Raw genomic sequence first — 16,665 nt, forward strand, 5'->3', positions numbered from 1 at the left:
TTATGCCAATTTTTTTTGCACCATCTGGATAATTTTGCACGTTAACTGCAAAGAGACTTGCGATAATTAGATAGGTCCATTATTTAATCAATGAAGTAGACAGTCGGACTGATTAAAAGAATGACACTTTTATGCATACTTTCCTCCACAATCTTTGAACACGATATATAAAATCATTTTCTTCATATAATCTACTGCTCTTTTCAAAACTGTCCTTAATTTTTATCCAAGATTTCTTAATTGAAATATTTGTCTAAGGGGCGTATTCTATGAAAGTTATGTTTTTTAAGGGGATGGGCTCTAAAGTCTATGACCCATTCAGTTAGTTCAATTAAACTGAGGGAGAAGAGATTTGATGAATGTAAAATGGTTTTTAATGATGGCTGGCTTAATCATTATTTGGAGTGTTTCCTGGCCAATTTATAAACTGGCATTGGTATTTACACCTCCTTTGCTTTTTGCTGGGATGAGGTGTTTGTTAGGCGGAGTGATCCTAGGCATTGTGATTTGGAAAACACGTGCCCGCATAGAGTGGCGAAAGAATTGGAAGATATATGTTATTACCGGTACTTTAAATATTGCTTTGTTCTATGGGCTGCAAACCGAAGGGCTTAAATTAGTACCATCCGGTTTATTCTCTGTAATCGTTTATTTTCAACCGATTTTAGTAGGTCTTTTTGCTTGGCTTTGGTTAGGAGAATCAATGACTATTGCTAAAGTTGCGGGACTTATTCTAGGGTTTCTTGGAGTAATTTCTGTCAGTGCAGAAGGATTTTCTGGCCATGTTTCAATTTTAGGGATTATTTTTGGATTATTATCAGCACTTTCTTGGGCGTTTGGTACCATTTACACCAAAAAAAAGGCTCACTCGGTGGATTCACTTTGGATGGTAGCTTTACAGTGTTTAATCGGTGGAATTGTTCTTATGATTGCCGGACTTTCTTCTGAAAAGTGGAATAGTATTGTTTGGAATGACACGTACTTATGGGGTCTTTCATTTGGTACGATTCTGGGAATTGCAATATCATGGATTCTCTACGTCATACTCGTGAAAACAGGTGATGCAAGTGTTGTGGCAACATTTACATTCTTAGTTCCAATGCTCGCAGTTGTCATTGGAACTGTATTTTTGAATGAACCTTTTTCGAAACTCTTATTATTAGGAATTATTCTGATTGTGGCCAGTATCTATCTCGTAAATAAAAAGCAAAAACAAACGACAAAACAGGTTGCAGTCCAAGGGAAATTGGGAGTATAAAACATTCGTTTAACCCTTTTGAATAAATTTAAGCTTGGTATATTATTAGAAGAATTTGCCCCAAATTAAATGGAGAAATGATTAAAATATGGGGTAATAAAATGCATGATTATTTTCAATTTCATTCCAATCTTCATTCTTTCCGTCTTTTTTCAGTAGAACACTTTTTGCCAATGGGGATAATTATAGTATTATGCACTCTCCTCTTTATTTTTAGAAGCAAGCTAACAGAGAAAAGGAAAGGGAGATTTTTAAGTTTCTTTTTGGCCATTCTCCTACTTGTTTCTACCACTTTGGAGCAAACATGGCTTCTATATGAGCATGCATGGTCCTTGAAACGGTCTTTACCTCTTCAACTTAGTGATCTTTCTGTCATTCTCGCTTTTTTGATGCTGTTGTTCAGGGGTAAAAAACTTTTTCAATTTATGTACTTTGCAGGCTTAGGAAGTTCTATTCAAGCTATTCTGACTCCAGACCTTGGAAGATATTCGTTCCCGCACTTTGAATATTTTGAGTTCTTTGTATCACATGGCGGGGTGGTGCTGGCTTGTATATTCATGGTTTTGGTTTTCAATTGCAGCCCGACTCTTCAAGGGATGTGGGTAACCATTCTTATTGTAAACATTTATTCAGGCATTGTCTTTTTCCTCAATAAATGGCTGGGAGCTAATTATCTATATATCATGAATAAACCGAAATCGAGTTCTCTTTTAGATTACCTTGGAAAGTGGCCATGGTACCTTCTCTCAATGGAGATGGTGATGATTTTAAGTTTTTATATTTTGTATAGTCCGTTTTGGTTAAAAAGAATGAAGAAGGCAGGAAAATAGAAAAGCGGTCGATCCTTATATAAATGCAATCTTTTTGGGATCATTACGTAATTATTAAGAACCTATTTAGCTGTTGGGACCTTAATTGAGTTGCAAAAACGCATGACATTTTTCAATGTCATGCGTCTTTTAATATGGAGTGATATATTATTCCAGACCAAAAAGTGAGATTTTTCGCTATTCCTCGATTCTATCAATGTTTTACCTTACCTGAGAGACTTCCTCTCCCTGGTAAATTCGAAAGGCTGGAACAATCGTATCCGATACAATTTCTTTTCCTTTTTCACGGATGAAGTCCAATTTATAATAAGCATCAAATCTTTGGCTGATTTCCGTTTTCACCAGTTCGGGTGGAGTCACGACGATGAATTGGAACTTCAATTTTTCCGCAACTGCGAAAATCGGATCAAGGACATGTGCTGATGCAGCTTGTCCGAACGGATTATCACAAACCAATGGAACCCAGCTTTGATCGGCTTCGCTTTTAACTGATAATAACATCATCATCATCACCATCCGCGCCGATAACTTTTGTCCGCCGCTTCCATCGGATTTCGTCTTTGAACCTTGATTAATGGTCTGCCAGGTTGAATAATGCTCCCTTTGCGGTTTTCCGTACATAAAGGCATTATCTGTCCGCATATTATAGACAAGCAGCTCAGGATATCGATTTCTTAGTGATACAAATAAAATTTGTTCATCACTAATGAGTTGTTTTATTTCTTGTTCTAAGGATTGATTCACATCATCAATCACATCAAACTGTTGGGTTATTTTATGAATCGCTGCAACAAAATGCTGCTTCAATAGTGGTTCGATATCTTCTGCCTTTTTCGGTAAGATGTCTTCTTTAAGCTGGACGAGCGGAAAGGACCCTCGTTCATTCTTTAACTTCATTTTCGCAATCATGGAACGAATAGCCTCTGAGATACTCATTACTTTCATACTGGCACGGCTAGCCCAGAAGTTTTGAGCGTTTTCTGCCCTTTCTTTATCTCGTTCTAATTGCTCCAAGCCACTTTGTGAAAAACGCTTCATATTTTTAACGATGCTTTGAATATGCGTATAATGCCTTGTATCTAGATGATCGAGTGTTGTTAATACTTCATTTTTAAAGCGAATCTCCCAATCTTTGCCCTCAATTGTAAGCTTTAAATTACGCAATGATTGTTCGATTTTCGCGTGCTTCTCTTGGCCTTCTTCCTGAATCGCTTGATGTTCTTCACACCAGGAAAGGATGCCTGCTTTTCCTTGACTCTTAATTCTTTCCACATCATCGTCCGTGAATGCCGCCGGTTCTTCCTTTAGGATAACCGACAAGGTTAACAAATCGCCTTCGAAACCCGAAATTTTCGTTTCTGATTCTTTTTGGCGTTTCTCCGTCTTCTTAACTTCCTCTTTTGCTAGTTTCGTTTGGTCTTTAATTTCTACCTCCTTTATCTCTAAGTCGAGATCTTCCCATGCTTCAGGGTGTTTTTCATGCTTTTCGACTTTCTTACCGGACTTATCCCGCTGGTCGATTGCAAGCTTTAAAGAGGTTTCTGCTACAGTTACAGCCGTTCCCTGTTCCCGTTCTTCTTTTTCCGCTGCCTTCGCTTCCTTTTGAGCGGTTTGGTGCATATTTTCTAATATACTTATAGGTTCATTAGGCTCTGGAGCTTGATTCCAATCCTTATTTTGCGAATCGAGTTTTTTCTCTAATTTCTTTTGCTGCTTTTGTTCTGTTTCTCTTCTTGCTTGAATCACAAGTAATTCTCTAGCCTGTTCTTCTTTTGATTTTTGGAGCTGTTTTAACTCATCGATACTTCCATTTATCTCTTTTAATAAATGTGGAGATAGACGGGGAACCTCTTCACATAGATCTGCTTTTTCATCAGCAGGAAAAGCCGCTCCCTCAAAAAAGTAGGCAATCTCCTTGATATTTTGTTCGGTTGAAAGTTTCCATTCTAGATAGGTTTGATTCCATTTGTTTTGCAAGTCAACGCTATCTTGGTGCTCTTTTACAATTTCTTGCTGTTGAGAATCTAAGGCTTCCTTTTGTTTCTCTTTCTCTAGTTTCACCCGTTTATTTTCTTGATATAGGGTCTTTTCTTGGTCAAACAGCTCTAATGTTTCCACATTTTTTGAAAGCTTCCCAATTTTTCGCTTCGTAGTTTCTAGCTGATCTTTAAGCTGAAGCAGTAATTCTTTTTCTTTATCTTCCTGTGAGGAGATTTCCTGTAATTTCGCCTTCTTAGCCAGGAGAGCGTTCTGTTCTTGATGGAGTGCTCTTTCAATTTCACTAGATAGCTCTCCTGATAAAAAACGATCGATTTCTTTTAAAATACGACGGTAGGAAGCTTCTGTTTTTTCCATTTCAACAAGAGTTTCTTTCTTTTCATCTATTTGTTTAGCAATCTTTATTTTCCAGTTGGTAAATAGATGTTTATCGGTTAATAGCTCTCGCTCGGTTCCATTAATAATGACAAAGGATGGCTGGTTATGTTCGCGGTTCATTTCCTCACGTAAGAAAATAGGAACAGGACTTTTAAACATCCTTCCTGAAAGGACCTGCTGATTAATCTTTTGCCATTGATGTTGACTGACGACCAAACCATATGGAAGGAGCGGGTACTTCACAAGGCAGTTTGTCATTTCGTCTGTACTTAATGATTGAAGAAATTGAGTTCCATAAAATACATCAATACCAGTCTTCTCATCGATCCATTCCTTTAATTCTTTCACATCTTTATTGGCAATCCAGAAATGCTCATCATTTAAGGAATGATCAAGTTGTGTTTCCCAAAGGTCTTTTTTCATTTGTTCCTCTTGTTCACGATTATGACCCAGCATTTCCTCTATCTGTAAGGCATACTTCGAAAGAAGCGAATGAGTAAACGGTGCCGTGACACCATCTAATAAACCATGCAGCTTATCTAGTAGTTTTGTTTCTTTTTGCTTTTGCCCATCATTTGCAACCTTTAATTCTTCACATTTTTCCTCTGAAAACTGAATAGATTGGACGAGTGTCCCATGTGAAGTGGCAAGTTGATTTTGCCTTTCACTAAATTCTTTCTCTTTTTCTTGCAGTTCCTCTAACTTACCCTTTTTGTCTTCTATTTGTTTATAGAGGTTTTCGATCAGTCCCTTTAAGTCATAGGTTAAGCGGTCACCAAACTCTTGAACTAGTGCCGCTTCCTTAGATTCAAAGTTATGTATATCCGTATAGAGAAAATCAATTTCCGTACTAAGCTGCGCAATGTCTTTTGTCTTTTGTTTATCCTGCCGAGAGAGATCCTTTCCTTTTTTAGTTAAGAACTTTTGATACCCTGCATACTGCTTAACCGCTTCTTCGATTAAGAGATAGGATTGTTCCCATTGTTTGCTTACTTCTTTTTTGATTTCATCCATTCTTTGATTTACTTGCTCTAAGCCGCTATTTTGTTCCAATATCTCGATCTGCTGTGATAGCGAGCGGATACTCTGTTCGTTTTCAAACCACTCTTTTAATAAAAGTTGAAACGCAAATTGTTCTTTTCGTTCCTGTTTTTCTTTCACCAGCTCTAATAAAGCAGTATGTTTGGTCCGTTCTTCTACTAATTTCTTTTCCCAATTCATCACTTCTCTGTGAGCTTTTGCATACTCTAAGTTGTCTTTTTGATAGCGTAATTCTGCTTGCCTTACTATTAGTTTCTCAATATCCTTTTCTAATGAAAGCAGCGTTTCTTCTTCTGATTGTTTCAAATGTTCTAGAGCACCAAGCAGCTGCCTTCCAACCTTTATACTTTCCTGAACAATTTCTTTATGTTCTACTCCTTTAGCCAGGTGCTCTTCAAATGGAACAATGTCTTCTAAAAACTCTTTATGGGCTTGCTCTCTCTTTAACAGAACAGGCAGATCCTTCGCGATACTAGCCTGACTCTTGAAAATTTCCACAAGATCGTTCTTCTGATGTTCGGTCCGGTGTAAGACTTGACTAACCGTTGGAATTATTCTCTTTTGGAACAGGGAGTAATCATCCTCAGCTCCCTCAAAGTATTTCCCTACGCCGCCTTCATCTTTATTGATGTCTTTCATTATATCCCAGTCTTTACGGTTAATTCCGTAAGTTTCAAGGATGCGATAATGCTTTTTTGTATCTCGGTAAACGTCATATCCATTCCATTTAAGATAATCCTTCAAGCTTTCGGTTTCAGCAACCTCATCATTTTCATAGAGTGGAATATGTTCAAGTGCCACTTCTTCTTTCCGTTCAAATTCTCTTGTATAAAAGGTAATATTAGGAAGGATCTTTGCCTCCTGTTCCAATGTTTTACTTTCATTTCCACTTTCTTCACTCATCGAAATCCGCTGCTCGGCTGAGAACATTCCTCCTGTAACCAGATGCCGGCGTTCAGCACCGTCCAATTCCCATTGAATCAGAACATGAAAGGTATAGGGAATAAATTGTTCTTTGTTATTAAAAAAGAACTGCTGATAATATCGGTTGTTTTGTTTTCCCCACGAAGTTCCAGGTTTGAGTATTTGGAAAATCGTTTGCAGGAACACACCTTTGCCGCCCCCATTCATCATGGCAATAAGGCCATTTGTGGAGGTCTCCTCATTATGGAAATTAAATGTGGTATCTTTGTATTGCTTTTGCATGCCATCATACTTGAGGCCAACAATTCTAATTCGATGGATTTTCGGCATGCTCATCCTCCTCTGAAGTCATTAATTTTTTAAATAGTTCATAACGATCATAATCGTGATATAAGTATTCAATCCGCTCAAAGAGCTCTTGTTTTGGAATCGCCTTTGGAATATCGTCACGGTCAAGGATGACAATTAACCCCTCCGTCTCTAATAACCGCATAGCACCGGCAATTAACCCAATTCTGGTTCGTCGATTGCCTTTTTTCACAGCATAATCGTCCGTGTCAACCTCCATGTATTTCCATGTGGTCACCACTTCTTTCATATCAATTCGTTCTTCTTCTCCAAAGTCTGGTCTCGCTTTAAGGATGCTATCCCAATTCATGATTAAGTCGTTTACTTGCCGCTCTAATGCGTAGTAACTGATTCCTTCCCGCTTTGTGCGAATTTTTGCCGCATGGTTACGGTCGATTGCCGCCAAGAATGACATAATAACAACGCTCATCAGATGAAAGTGTTTCTTCGTTTCAACCTGCCGATGTTTTTCTTTCAAATGAGTAAAATTCGTCGCAAAGACAGAGCCGGTTGGCTGAACCACTAATTGGATGCGCTTTGGTGATTCAATGATATAGGTACCAGATTCGTCCGCTAATAAAAGAACGGTCTGCCTCACTTCCGGATTAAAATAAGCTTGGAATTGTTCACTATTCTCGTCGATTACTTTTTCCTTTAATAGAGTAAAATAGACGGCCGAAGCCCTTTTGATTGTATCTGCATTCATTATTTCTCCTCCTGCACACAAATTTTAAAAGGAGTGATTTTCATTCTATACCAGGTGAAAGGCTCCGCTCGATGATCAAAGGATGTAAAAATCTTTGAGCCTTCAAATACTTGAAATTGCGGATACTCCATCATTAATTTATAAAGAAGAATTTCCCTCTCATCGCTAAATGTATCTTCTTTTCGATGCAGTACTTGCACCTTCAGCGGCTTTTTATCAAACATCATCCATAAATCAATCGTTTCCGATTCTTCAAACCATAAATCCTGTACTTCTAATGGCAGCTCTACTACATTAGCTAATGAAAACTCTCCGTATGTCTGTAAATATTGAAAAACATAACTCCATGCCTTAATAACAGAATCCCAGTTCGTTACACGCTTTTGAGTAATGCTTTCTTCCACCTCATCCTCAATTACGACGTCCGACGTTTGAGTTTCGTAAAATTCTTGTTCGCCCCAAATCCAATCGAGCGGCAAAATAAACTCATTCTTCGGTGAAAATAAAGGAGAAAGCACTCGTTCTATTTCGTTAAAATCTTGAACGCCTTCCTTCATTAACCAATTTTCATAAAAATGCTCACGAAATGTTACCAGGCTGTTCTCCCAGAACAAGGAAGGATTTTCCGCCTTTAATTTCATTTCATAGGAAATATTTTGAATAACTAGCTTAGCAAAACGATCATGCAATTGCCTGGTATGACCTATTTTTTCTTGAAGAAGAATCAGTTCCTTCTGAATATAATCATCTTCTTCGTTCCTTCGTTTTGTTTTTTCTATCATGCTCGTGATGGTACGAAAATGATTTTTTTCTTCTTCAAATTGCTTTTCAATTTCAACACGATTGTCAGCCCGTTGCCATTCTTCTTCGATCAATAAGATTTTGGGGTTATTAATCATTTCCTTTTGAAAGGTAAATTCATTAGCCATTAAGCGGTTTACTCGTGAAATGAGGTGATCGAGGTTTCGAGTAGCTTTGCGGAAATTACCGTTTTTAATCAGCTGCATACTATAGAGTTGTTCTATCGTGATCGAGAACTCCTCCGCCATTTCCCTGCTCATAAAAATCATTTCCTGAGCAACATCCGTGAGTTTATACACGATTGATCCGCCCATCTCTAAATTGGTATATAATTCATCCATTGTGACATAGCGGAAGGTTTGCGTTTCCCAGGATTGTCTTATTTCATCGTAATATAAGGCTTCGAATGGTTTACTATACTCTTCTTTTCCCTGATATAAAAGGCCGCTCGTAATTCGTTCAATTTGCTTATCGTCTGCTAAAAGCCTCATTTGTTTAATCGAATCTTGCACCATATACTTGATATCAGCTTTCCGCCGATGATCATCATCGTTTAATTCTCGATAAAAGATGGTGAGGAGCACTTGCATGAGAATTGTTTGGATATGGGGCTTCAACTCCCCTACTTCCATTCCCCTCCCAAGCTCAAACAGTGGATTTAATCGTTGCATTCGCTGAGCAAACCCTTCCCATGATTCGTTCACAGCCATCTCCTCCATGATTCAATTGTTAAAACTTCTTGAGCAATCCGCTTATTTTCCTGCCATAATTCCCGTAATAGCGCTTGTTCCTCTTCCGTAAACCATTGAAAAAATAGATCACGGTATTGGGTGTTAGGTGTTTGGCCCACTTTCTGGTCATTCCTTTGTTCGAAACAATCAAGCATTTTGCGGTAAATTTTCAAGGCCGGCTGAATACAGCAATCTGAGTATTTTTCAATCAAGCGAATGAGAATACCATATCCTGCGGCATCTAGATCTCCTGCGTAATAGAAAAGGTACGGTTTAGTTGGAAACATTTGGAAGAAAAAGGAAAAGCTTCGTTCAATCTTCGTCCCTTCTCCATAAATAATCAGTTCAGGTTCATAATCGAGTTCATTTGCTTCCAATAACTTAATGGAAGTATGAAAGAATGATAGATTTTCCACAATCAGGACGCGCTGAATATCTTTGATTTCTTTCCCTTGTTTCAACCAAAATACAAAAGGCTCCCCGTAGTTCACCATTTTAAGCTGCTCTTCTGCAACTCCTATTCTAGCTAAAAAACCTTTTCCTTCCGGAAGGTGATCTCCATCTAGTAAGAATTTTTCATGGCCAAAAAGCTCAAGGCTTCTTTCTTCAACCGAAACGATTTCCCGTTCCTGACTGGACTTTAGAAAAGTATATACATGTTGGATTCGACTCCATTCCTCTTCCGTTTGCCATTCGGGGTGCCGTTCATAATAGGAAAAATCAAACTGATCACTTAATTTCATCATCGCGAGACGGTCCCATTTCGTTTCCTGAACTTTTATATTCACCCAATAATATAAGGCAAGTGAGGGTGTTCTTCCATTGTATTGATGATTTTGAATCGGGATCAGGTGTCCCTCAGCTTGCAATGTTTCAATGGTCCGATAAAACAAGGAATAACCATCCATTTCAAAATAATCATCTAGTCGCTTGCGCAACTGAATCTCTAAATCATTAATATTTATTTTCTTTTTTTGTTTCGGGTGTTGGATATCTTCAATAAAACTTCTCACCCTTGCTTCAATGACATCGATTGTAATCACCTACTTAAACTTCTAGGATCGTAGGAAATGAAAACCTACTTTCCAATTTGGACATCCTTATATTATAAACTAGTTGAGGAATGGCAGGTAAATGAAATTTTTAAATAGATTAATAGAATCAAAAAAAGGATGTCCCAAAAGTTTAACTTTTGGTGCACCCCTTTTTACTTACATTAAATTAGTCCGTTGATTTCCGCTACAGAGTATGAAAAAATAATCCATTGGCTTTATCACTTAATAACTACAATTAGAAACGGCAAAATTATAAAGGAGACTAGTGTGGTCCAGAGTATACACTTAGATACAATTGTGGGTGATGCATTAAATCTTTCCGCGAGAATACCGGCATTCACAGCTACAGGCATACACGCTAAAATAAAAAGAACCGATTGCAGAATGCCTTTTATTTGCAAAATTGATAAACAAACCAAAGCAACTGCTGGAGAAATCAACAACCGTACAGTCATACCTGTCCAAAAGGCAGAATGAGATTTCAACTCAAACTTTGCGGTTTTTACACTAGCAATTTGCGCCCCTAATATCGCCATAACAACTGGAGAGTAGGCATCGGCAATCATAGAAACTCCTTTCGCCACTCCTCCCGGTAAGGACAGATGTAAACTGCGAAGAACAAGTGCTAGAATCGCAGCATATATAGCGGGAAGGGTAAATACCGATCGCACTGCGTTTTTTATTGAAAAATGCGAGCGCGCCGCAAAATAAACCCCAAGGGTATTAACAATGACCATTTGAATGACAACATAAACAGAGGCCTTTTCGAGTCCTAATTTCCCGAACGCAAGTAATACAAGGGGAAGCCCATAGTTGACACTGTTTGTAAAGGATGACACTAATACCAGGGCTGCCTTTTCATTAGCCGGAAAATGAAGAGGCTTACTTAAACTTGTGGCAATCGCCCAGAGCAAAACAAGATTAAGCAAGGAAAACGCAAGGGTATGAGAAATATCAGTATGAGAAACACGGGCATTCATTAATGTATCTAATATGATGGCGGGACTTAAATAATATAATGTAAGAGTTAATAATGGCTTGGTGTCAAGCTTTGCAAATCGGCCAAGGATAACCCCCGCAATAACCGGTAACGATAGAGGAACCATCACTTGAAATAGGGTCGTAATCACAGTTTGAATCAAATCAATATACATCCTCTCTACTCTATTATTTTCATGCTACCATTTGCTTAAAGGGAATGTCCATTCTTAAATTAACTGTGATCATTTGACTCCAAAATCCACGTGACAACTCCTCGTTTCACTGCCATTGCCATGTAAAAATAGTTGACCATTGATCGAACACTCGATTGCCGTTTCTAAAGTGGTTTTAACATTTGAAGATGATGTTTAAGAACGGTTATATGACTAGGTGTCTTGGTATACACTTCTCCATCCATATCTACATCCTGTTTTTCTTGTGTATGAATGGTGATTGATTGCCCTGAGTAATGGTCCATTTCCTGGCTTAACTCATTATTCTGTATCGTAATATCTGTGGTGAAAAGTTCTTTCAACAACGTCATGTTTGTATGTTTGATGATAAATACATCTGCGAGTCCATCATTATAACTAATCCCATTAAACGGCAGCTTCTTAGCTCCTATGTAATTCCCATTGGCTGCAACAATTAATCGCGCTTCTCCTTCCATTTTCTCCCCATCTATATCTAGTACATAATGTAAGGGATCCATATTTTTCATTGTCCGAAGGGCGCTGAGCATATAACTAATCTTACCAATATGCTCTTTTTCCGATTGATTAATATTATTGGAGGTTTCTGCAATCAAACCAGTGCCCCAAAAGTTTAAACAGTAATGGTCATCTACTTTGAGAACATCGACTGACTTACATTCACCATGGATGATTTGATCCGCAGCTATAGCGATATCCTGGTCAATCATTAAGGACCTTGAAAAATCATTACAGGTCCCAGCTGGGAGTATTCCAATCCTTGGGCGATGGTCCAAGTTTGATAATCCGTTGATACATTCATGGACCGTACCATCCCCACCAAGGATTATGACCAAATCAACATTTGGTCCATGAAGCTCACAAAGCTCTTTTGCATGATTGATTCTTTGAGTTTGTACAATCATTAAATTTGAAATACAAGATGACAGAATGGGGACCGAGACCCCAAGAGCCTGCTTCATGTCCTTTTTTCCGGCATTTCCATTATAAATTAAGAGTGCTCGTTCGAAACGCATTCAATCACTTCCTCATTAGGTTCTTATACGTTATATACCCTCTCATTGTTTATCCTTCACTTCTAAATTCTACTAATCAAGAATTCTAGAAACATCATGATGTTATGGACAGTTGCCGGGATTTCTTCCAACTTTTGCCTATTTAACCAAAACGGTGTCATAATGTTTGTCCTTTCGGCTTAACATTATAATAAGACTTCAAAGTCGTTTTTGAGTGGCGGCCTCTTTTATGAGATCAATTATTTCTTGCAGATAATTTTTTTAACAACGGCCAAGAATTTTAGTTAAAATGTGGTAAGATGAAACCAAATAGAGAAAAAGGATGGCTAGAAAGATGCAGATTTTAATTGGCAGGCCTGACATTAATAAATTTATGAACGCAATAATTGACATAGTGGAAAGCTTGGGTGGAAGAGTACGCTTATCAACTGAAAATCGGGTGAGCTTTAAGCCGGATTTAACGGTGACGGTCCCGCCGGTTGCGGACCTAGAGAACCTATATGCCCTTGCGCATGAGACAGGGCATCTAATTGACTACATTGAGGGGAACCTGGATTACGACTTATGGATATCGAACCGTCCCTATCGTATTAATGCCGAAATGAAGGCATGGGTTAATGCCTATCATCTCCTGAAAGAGATGGACGCACCCTTAGATCAGTGGGAGCAGCATGTTCAGAAGAAACTTTTTACTTATTTTCAATATGAAGAGGTATCTTAAACAGATAGCCGTTCCTCGATAGCCTTTAGCTGACCAGCTTATGCTCCTTTTAGAAATGATGGTTATGTTTCTAATTTCGTCAATCGGGTAAAAGAATTGTATAAGAAATTTTATACTTGGAGGTAACCCATGACAAATAAAAGAGATAACCAAAATGACCGTGATCAATATTTCAAAGAGCGTGCCGGGACCCATGAGGCAAGGTTTCATGTCGTTCCACATGACGAGGATCGTTGGGCAGTTAAGGTTGAGGGCAAAGAGGAACCAGCCTGCACAACTGATACAAAAAGTGAGGCTATAAAAGAAGCCAAACAGATGGCAGAAGAATCTAAAACGATGGTCTATATTCATGCTGATGATGGGAAAATTGAACAACAGCATAATTACATGGAATCTTAAAGTGTCCCGGGAAGTGAACCTTCCCGGGCATTTTAATGTAAAGGTAAAATAGCAGTTAAAAGCGGCCTGTTTTAAGGATGGAATAAATAATCCATAAAAACATGAAGAATGCAATAACGAAGCCAACCTCAAGAGCATGTATACTGGTTAGGATGGTATTGGTTCCAAAAGTGGCCCCGACGATTAGACCCAATACCACAATACTAAATGCAAGCAGTGTTAAACTAAATGAAAATTTGTTGCTTAAGTGATCGATTTTTGTAAAAATATCTTCCAGCTCATGTACACTAATCTTCACCTTTAAGTCACCCTCAGAAGTCTTCTGGAGAACTTCGTCGAGCTGTCCAGGAATTTTTGTAAAGCTTTCCGTTATGTCTTCTGCCTCATTCAAAAGCCTTTTTCCAAATCTTATCGGATTATAGCGCTCCATTAATAGTTGTTGACCGTAAGGCTTGGCCAGTTCAAGCAGATTTAGTGAAGGATCGATATCTGTAATTATTCCTTCCAGCGTTATTAACGTTTTTCCCAGCATCATAAAGTCTGTCGGGATATAAATCTGATGATGTTGTGCAGTCGAGAAAAGTTCATTGATTGTCTTACCAAAATTCAAATCACCCAAGGGAGTATGGCTGAATTTCTTTCTAATTCTGTCAATGTCATCGTAAAATTGTTTGTCATCAACGGATGTGGGGACACAGGTAAGCCTGTACATCGCCTTTACGATTAATTCTGTATCCTCGTGCATAAGACCGATCATCAATGTGGTCACATCATATCTTTTTCTTGAAGTTAATCTGCCGATCTGCCCTAAATCAATAAAACCCAGCTGCTTCGTATCAGGATTGTAAAGAATGTTACCAGGATGCGGGTCTCCATGAAAGAAACCTTCCCTTAAAATTTGGGTAACAAACGATTCTACTAACCTATCAGCAATTTGTCTTTTTTCCTCCTGAGTCAGGTTAAGCAGCTGGATTTCGTTAATTTTTATCCCGTCGATCCGTTCCATTGTGAGTATTTCGGCTGTAGTGTAATCCCAATAAATTTCTGGGACTTTTATTCCGTTATGGTTTTCAAATTGAAGCTGAATAGTTTCAGTATTCCGGCCTTCCTCCATGTAATCCAGTTCTTTTTTTATTGATTCTGAGAGCTCATCCATCAAATCGGTTATATGGTAATGCTCAGCCCACTCGTATTGCTTTTCCATCATCCCAGATAGGTCCTTTATTATATCAAGGTCTGCAAAAACCGTTTCTTTTATGTTAGGCCGCTGTACCTTTACCATTACCTTCTGTCCGGTTGACAGTACCGCTTCATGAACTTGGCCGATGGATGCAGACCCGGCCGGGGTTTCGTTAAAGTGAACAAAAGCATCTTCCGCCGCTCGTCCGAATTCGAGCTTTATTTTTTCCTTAATCTCATGAATGGATTCTTGATTAACCTGATCCTGAAGAAGTTCCAATTCACGAATGGCTTCTACTGGTAGCAAATCACTCCTACTACTAAGGAGTTGGCCTAACTTAATAAACGTCGGGCCAAGCTCCTCTAATAAATGGCGTAAGCGGGATCCCATTTCCTGCGAATTTCCCTGTTTAAAATCTGCTATTAGCCTGTCTTTCAAAGAGAGGGTCTCGGTTAGACCGACCTCTTGGACGATGTAACCAAAGCCATGTTTAACCAAAAGGGAAACAATTTCCCTATATCGATTCAAACGTCTAATCCCATTTATCTCCATTCTGCTACCAATCCATTTTTAAAGATGTCTTTCATTTATGTATCCTCCTCTATAGTGTTTTATTATTCCATACCCTTAAATTAAGGAGATATATCATAAAGAACAGATTAAAAATGGAAGGAACATGCGGATAGTTTCCTAAATAGAAATGATATCGATAGAATAGACATTTGATTGAGACAGAGTTTTCGTCTAAAAAAAAGGAGCCCCGAGTCCTGGACTCAAGCTCCTTCTATTGTATTGGCTGCTTTTCTCGCTTTCAAAAATCGAACCAAGTTCAAAACAATAACTTTTGAAACTGCATAAGTAGGTACCGCTAACACCATACCAAGTACGCCTGCCAGGTTGCCTGCAGCTAATAGAATAATAATAATCGTTGCCGGGTGCGTATCCAATGTTTTACCTAAAATTAATGGCGACAAGAAGTTCCCCTCTACCTGCTGAGCAACCAGTATAACGATAATAACCAATAAGGCTTTCGTAGGTGAATCAAAGAAAGCGACAAGAACTGCGGGCGCACCGCCAATGATTGGTCCAACATAAGGGATAATGTTGGTAAAAGCAATAATGAGTGCCATGATTAACGCGTATGGCATACCAATGATTAAAAATCCAATGAAGGCCAAGGTCCCGACTGCGAGGGCGACCAACACTTGCCCCTGAATGTAAGCTGACAGTGTCTCCCCTGTTTCTTTTAAAATTTTAAGACTCTCATCCCTGTAATCGGCAGGTATAAAATTCGAAACCGCTTTTGGAAATTTATGTCCATCCTTTAACATGTAAAATAATAAAAATGGGACAGTGACGAGAATAATCGCGATATTAGCGACCAAACCAAAGAAACCCTTTATTCCGTTCGTCAGCTTATTTGGCAGTGTATTGGCATATTCCATTAACCGTTTCTGTACCGAGTCAATGATTTCACTTTGCTGAACCATAATGTTTTTAAATTGTGATGAATGGACGACATTATTAAAAAAGTCAGTGGTCTTGTTGGCGAATATTGGCAAATTGTTGGCAAGATCCGTTGCCTGTTTTGACACCGTAGGCACCAAACTGCCTATCGCTAAGACCAGTAGACCGGCAAATACTATATAGATCACAAGTATGGCAGCGATCCTAGGAACCTTTTTCCGTTCAACAAAATTCACCAGAGGATTTAATAGGAAATAGAGGAAACCGGTAATTAGAATAGGAAAGAAAACCGTCGAGAAAAACACTCCTATGGGAATAAACATAAATGAAATTTTGGTGGATACGAAAATAATCGTTAAGATTAATAAAATTTGAATGAGCCAGAATTGTATTTTTGATTTTGACACTACATATACCTCTTCCCATACCTTTTGAATAAAAGTATAACAAAATCATGGGTTTATATACAGTATTATCCTTTATTTCCTTCGAGTCCCCCTTAAAAAGAACCCCGACAGAATTAATCTTTACCGGTTTTTATTCCTATAAAGAGTAAAAACCGGTAAAATAACAAGTTTGTATTAAATTCTAAAAATCAATCTAAAATATATATTGGTTT

12 protein-coding genes are annotated in these 16,665 nt (G+C 38.3%); 4 read left to right on the forward strand and 8 right to left on the reverse strand.

The genetic code is table 11. The features are described from left to right. The first annotated feature begins 355 nt into the window (after positions 1-355). Positions 356-1,258: a DMT family transporter gene (locus V7266_RS19795; RefSeq protein ID WP_335470213.1), complete on the forward strand. Its 903-nt coding sequence runs from the start codon at positions 356-358 to the stop codon at positions 1,256-1,258. 101 nt (positions 1,259-1,359) lie between these two features. Continuing rightward, positions 1,360-2,088 carry a YwaF family protein gene (locus V7266_RS19800; protein WP_335470240.1) on the forward strand — a complete coding sequence of 243 codons (729 nt, stop codon included), beginning with the start codon at positions 1,360-1,362 and terminating at the stop codon, positions 2,086-2,088. A 201-nt stretch (positions 2,089-2,289) separates the two neighbouring features. Here V7266_RS19800 and V7266_RS19805 read toward each other — a convergent pair whose 3' ends face one another. The 6 genes from V7266_RS19805 to V7266_RS19830 all read right to left on the reverse strand — a co-directional run bounded on the left by V7266_RS19805 (position 2,290) and on the right by V7266_RS19830 (position 12,279). Next, positions 2,290-6,759, reverse strand: a complete 4,470-nt coding sequence (locus V7266_RS19805; protein ID WP_335470214.1) for a hypothetical protein — start codon at positions 6,757-6,759, stop codon at positions 2,290-2,292. Beyond that, positions 6,737-7,483: a DUF6063 family protein gene (locus tag V7266_RS19810; RefSeq protein ID WP_335470216.1), complete on the reverse strand. Its 747-nt coding sequence runs from the start codon at positions 7,481-7,483 to the stop codon at positions 6,737-6,739. The genes V7266_RS19805 and V7266_RS19810 overlap by 23 nt, the downstream gene beginning before the upstream one ends. Further along, positions 7,483-8,994: a hypothetical protein gene (locus V7266_RS19815; RefSeq protein ID WP_335470218.1), complete on the reverse strand. Its 1,512-nt coding sequence runs from the start codon at positions 8,992-8,994 to the stop codon at positions 7,483-7,485. The genes V7266_RS19810 and V7266_RS19815 overlap by 1 nt, the downstream gene beginning before the upstream one ends. After that, positions 8,985-10,058, reverse strand: a complete 1,074-nt coding sequence (locus V7266_RS19820) for a Wadjet anti-phage system protein JetD domain-containing protein (RefSeq protein ID WP_335470220.1) — start codon at positions 10,056-10,058, stop codon at positions 8,985-8,987. Before V7266_RS19820 ends, V7266_RS19815 begins: the two co-directional genes overlap by 10 nt. Before the next feature lie 230 nt (positions 10,059-10,288). Then, positions 10,289-11,212, reverse strand: a complete 924-nt coding sequence (locus V7266_RS19825; protein WP_335470224.1) for an AEC family transporter — start codon at positions 11,210-11,212, stop codon at positions 10,289-10,291. A gap of 176 nt (positions 11,213-11,388) precedes the next feature. After that, the gene (locus V7266_RS19830) at positions 11,389-12,279 is read right to left on the reverse strand and encodes a diacylglycerol/lipid kinase family protein (protein ID WP_335470226.1); all 891 of its coding nucleotides are present in this window, start codon (positions 12,277-12,279) and stop codon (positions 11,389-11,391) included. Between the two features lie 334 nt (positions 12,280-12,613). On the opposite strand from V7266_RS19830, the gene V7266_RS19835 reads away from it, so the two are divergent. Both V7266_RS19835 and V7266_RS19840 read left to right on the forward strand, forming a co-directional pair. Continuing rightward, a complete protein-coding gene (locus V7266_RS19835) occupies positions 12,614-13,000 on the forward strand; it encodes a hypothetical protein (protein WP_335470229.1) in 387 nt (128 codons plus the stop codon). 129 nt (positions 13,001-13,129) lie between these two features. Next, positions 13,130-13,399 (forward strand): DUF2188 domain-containing protein, encoded by a 270-nt coding sequence (locus tag V7266_RS19840; RefSeq protein ID WP_335470232.1) that lies wholly within the window; start codon positions 13,130-13,132, stop codon positions 13,397-13,399. Between the two features lie 55 nt (positions 13,400-13,454). Here the strand turns inward: V7266_RS19840 and V7266_RS19845 are convergent, their stop codons facing one another. Further along, on the reverse strand, positions 13,455-15,107 hold the full coding sequence (locus V7266_RS19845) for an ABC1 kinase family protein (RefSeq protein WP_335470234.1): 1,653 nt from the start codon (positions 15,105-15,107) through the stop codon (positions 13,455-13,457). A 245-nt stretch (positions 15,108-15,352) separates the two neighbouring features. Next, positions 15,353-16,453 carry an AI-2E family transporter gene (locus V7266_RS19850; protein WP_335470236.1) on the reverse strand — a complete coding sequence of 367 codons (1,101 nt, stop codon included), beginning with the start codon at positions 16,451-16,453 and terminating at the stop codon, positions 15,353-15,355. Positions 16,454-16,665 lie beyond the last annotated feature (212 nt).

It is taken from the genome of Neobacillus drentensis (assembly GCF_036965645.1).
Taxonomy (GTDB): domain Bacteria; phylum Bacillota; class Bacilli; order Bacillales; family Cytobacillaceae; genus Neobacillus; species Neobacillus drentensis_D.

What these genes read in the sequence shown, in the direction of transcription:
- V7266_RS19795 (WP_335470213.1), top strand. Translation starts at nt 356, where the DNA reads ATGAATGTAAAATGGTTTTTAATGATGGCTGGCTTAATCATTATTTGG.
- V7266_RS19800 (WP_335470240.1), top strand. Translation starts at nt 1,360, where the DNA reads ATGCATGATTATTTTCAATTTCATTCCAATCTTCATTCTTTCCGTCTT.
- V7266_RS19805 (WP_335470214.1), bottom strand. Translation starts at nt 6,759, where the DNA reads ATGCCGAAAATCCATCGAATTAGAATTGTTGGCCTCAAGTATGATGGC.
- V7266_RS19810 (WP_335470216.1), bottom strand. Translation starts at nt 7,483, where the DNA reads ATGAATGCAGATACAATCAAAAGGGCTTCGGCCGTCTATTTTACTCTA.
- V7266_RS19815 (WP_335470218.1), bottom strand. Translation starts at nt 8,994, where the DNA reads ATGGCTGTGAACGAATCATGGGAAGGGTTTGCTCAGCGAATGCAACGA.
- V7266_RS19830 (WP_335470226.1), bottom strand. Translation starts at nt 12,279, where the DNA reads ATGCGTTTCGAACGAGCACTCTTAATTTATAATGGAAATGCCGGAAAA.
- V7266_RS19835 (WP_335470229.1), top strand. Translation starts at nt 12,614, where the DNA reads ATGCAGATTTTAATTGGCAGGCCTGACATTAATAAATTTATGAACGCA.
- V7266_RS19840 (WP_335470232.1), top strand. Translation starts at nt 13,130, where the DNA reads ATGACAAATAAAAGAGATAACCAAAATGACCGTGATCAATATTTCAAA.